This is a genomic window from Paraclostridium benzoelyticum, assembly GCF_001006285.1.
Lineage (GTDB): Bacteria > Bacillota > Clostridia > Peptostreptococcales > Peptostreptococcaceae > Paraclostridium > Paraclostridium benzoelyticum.
In genome coordinates this window covers 1-3,252 of record NZ_LBBT01000065.1, presented here as the reverse complement: position 1 = coordinate 3,252, position 3,252 = coordinate 1, and the positions used below count along the sequence as shown (strand labels likewise).

The 3,252-nt window shown below is 28.4% G+C and carries 3 protein-coding genes; all 3 read right to left on the bottom strand.

Features of this window, described 5'->3' with window-relative positions; genetic code table 11:
• Nucleotides 1-242 (bottom strand): hypothetical protein (locus VN21_RS03225; protein ID WP_046822024.1); only part of this gene is annotated, 242 nt, incomplete at its 3' end.
• A 171-nt stretch (nt 243-413) separates the two neighbouring features.
• Entirely contained in the window at nt 414-2,072 is a 1,659-nt protein-coding gene (locus tag VN21_RS03220; protein WP_046822023.1) for a PTS transporter subunit EIIC, read from the bottom strand.
• A gap of 249 nt (nt 2,073-2,321) precedes the next feature.
• A complete protein-coding gene (locus VN21_RS03215) occupies nt 2,322-3,158 on the bottom strand; it encodes a PRD domain-containing protein (RefSeq protein ID WP_046822022.1) in 837 nt (278 codons plus the stop codon).
• Between the last annotated feature and the right edge of the window lie 94 nt (nt 3,159-3,252).

The window sequence follows — 3,252 nt, the reverse complement described above, 5'->3', positions numbered from 1 at the left end:
ATATATCTTTCTATATCTTTATCTTCATAGTCTACTACTGGCATATTTACATTAAACTTAAGTCCATCATAGTCGATATTATTTTTATCTGCTACTATCTTTACAGTTTTAAAACCTTGTATTATGGATGTTTTTATTTCATTTATACTAATATTTTCATTTAATTTTAAATTTATAAAAATAGCAGAAATTGATACAATTGTAATTATAATTAAGGGTATAATCTTTTTTATATTTACCATAGTATATATTCCTCCTGTTGTATAATATATAGTATGTGGTTTATAATTGAAAAATATTATATCCATATTTTGTAATAAATTTAATTTAACTTGAACTACTAAGCCTTCTTAGTAATTGTATACTTTCTAAGCATAAAAAAGCCTTAAAGTTAAACTTTAAGGCTTTTTTATTTATCTTCCTAATATTTTATTAATTTGTTGTTTGTATGCGTCAGCTTTAGCTCCGTATATAACTTGGATTCCTTTACCAACTTCCATAACCCCAACCGCACCAAGTTCTTTAAATCTAGATTTTTGAACTTTAGCAGTATCTTTTACTTCAACTCTTAATCTAGTTATACATGCATCTACGGAAACTATATTTTCAGATCCTCCTAATGCTTCTAAAACATATGGTGCATTTTCTTCTATTTCACTATTAGCTGATTTTCCATCTTTTTCTGCTTGATAATCAGCTTTTGTATATAATTTTGTTTCTTCTTCATTTTCATCTCTACCTGGAGTTTTTAGGTTTAGTTTAATTATTAAAGTCTTGAATAAGAAGTAATAAACTACTGCATATACAGCTCCTACCATTATAACTCTTAACCAGTTAGTTGGAACTCCTGCTCCAGCTGGAAGTATTCCGAATAATGAGAAGTCTATAAACCCTCCAGAGAATGTCATTCCTATAAATACATTTAATACATCCATTAATAAGAATGAAAGACCTGCAAGTATACAGTGAACTCCATATAAAACTGGTGCAACAAATAAGAATGTAAATTCTAATGGTTCAGTTATACCTGTTAAGAAAGATGTAACTGCTGCTGATAATAATAAACTTCCAACCACTTTTTTCTTACTTGGAGCAGCTGTATGATACATTGCTAATGCTGCTGCAGGTAATCCAAACATCATGAATGGGAATTTACCAGCCATAAATCTTGTTGTTCCTGCTACTATTCTTGACATAGTTTCTGGTGAAGCTCCTACTAAATCTTGCATGCTTCCTAATTGTGCAAAGTATGCATAGTTTGCACCTTGAACTGTTTGCCAAGCTCCATCTATTAACACATGACCATCAACAAAAGAACCAAACCAGAATGGTGTATAGAATACATGGTGTAATCCAAATGGTATTAATGATCTTTCTATAACTCCGTAGAAGAATGTTCCTACTGCACCTGCATTGTTAACTCCTAATGCTATAAATGCTATTCCATCTTGAACAAACGGCCAAACAAATGCAAGTATCCCACCTACAATTGCCATAACTATTGAAACTACTATAGGAACAAATCTTGACCCTGAGAAGAATCCTACAACTTGTGGTAATTGTATATTGTAATACTTATTGTGTAAAGTAGCTGTAACTATACCAGTTATAATACCTCCAAATACAGACATATTAAGTGTATATATACCTAATGTTGTAGTTACATATGTTGCATACTGAGCTGGAGTACTATCCGGAGTTATAACTCCTAATTGTGTAACTCCTAATCCAAGTAATACACCTATAACTTTATTCATTATTAAGAATCCAAATACTGAAGCAAGTGCTGATGTACCTTTATCTTCTTTTGCAAGTCCTACTGCTGTACCAACTGCAAATAATAGAGGTAAATTTCCAAATACTATATCTCCTACACCTTGCATTATCTGTAAAACTACGGTTACTGCAGGTATAGATACAAACGCTATTAGTGGTTGATATATAGCTGGGGCATTTTCTAATGCTGCTATATTAAGAAGTGCTCCACCAACTCCTAATAATATCCCTGCAACAGGTAATGCCGCTATTGGAAGCATTATAGCTTTACCTATTCTTTGTAAAAATTGAAGCATATTATAATTCCTCCTTAATTTTTTAGTATGACTAATCAAATTAAATTTAAATTAACATTTTATACATATTACTATGATAAATAAAAAAGAGCTAAAATATTCATATTTTTACGTATTATAAAATAATCGTATAAATACAAATATATTAGCTCTTGCCTGCTTTACCAGTAACACGCTCATTTATTAAGTATATGTTAATTATAGCATCTAATTTTAACCTTGTAAACAATTTCCCGACTTTTTTCTACATTATTTTTTTGTTTTTGTTATTAGTCTATCAATGTGTAGTGTAATGAATCCTATTTCATTTTCACTTAGCTTTATATCATAATTTTCATTTAAATAATTACATAGTGTTTCAGATATATTGTATGATGTCTTTAATTTTTCCTTTATATGATCTAATAACATATTTTCCTCTGAAATTCCTTTTACGGCTCTATTTATAGCTAATCTTAAATGTATTATCAGCCTATTATAATATATAGAGTCTTTGCATATATTTATACCTAATTCTTTTTCTAAAAAATCAATAGCTTCTTTAATCATTATAGCTTGTTTAGCACTATCAACAACTTTTGTTTTATTTAATATTCCATTTATATGCATAGTCACAAACGCAACTTCATCTTCTGTTAAACTTATCCCTAACGCTCTATTTATAAAATCAATTATATCTTTAGCTAAATCCCATTCGTATTCATATAGTGTTTTTAATTCTGCCCTAAATTGATTTTCTAAATATATGTTGTCAAAATATCTTTCTATAGCAAATACTAAGTGATCTAATAAAGCCATATGAGATTTATCATTCATGTCCATATTTATACTATCATCTAATATAGATAAACTTTCTGTAGCAACACCAATATACGTTGGATTTATAGAATTATATAATTCTTCTATATTTTTATATCTATCTTCATTTATAACAAATATTTTTTCAATTTTATTAGTATCTTTAAAAATTGAATTTACAGTTGCCTTAAATCCAATTCCACTTCCTACTAAAATGTACTCTTTATTTTGATTTTCTTCTACACATAAGATAACATTATTATTGAAGCTCTTTATAATTTTGTACATATATGCCCTCCTAACTATAGACTATGTGAGAGTTGAATTAAATATGGTTTTCCCATATATAAATATACAATATTTCATACTTTAAGTATACCTG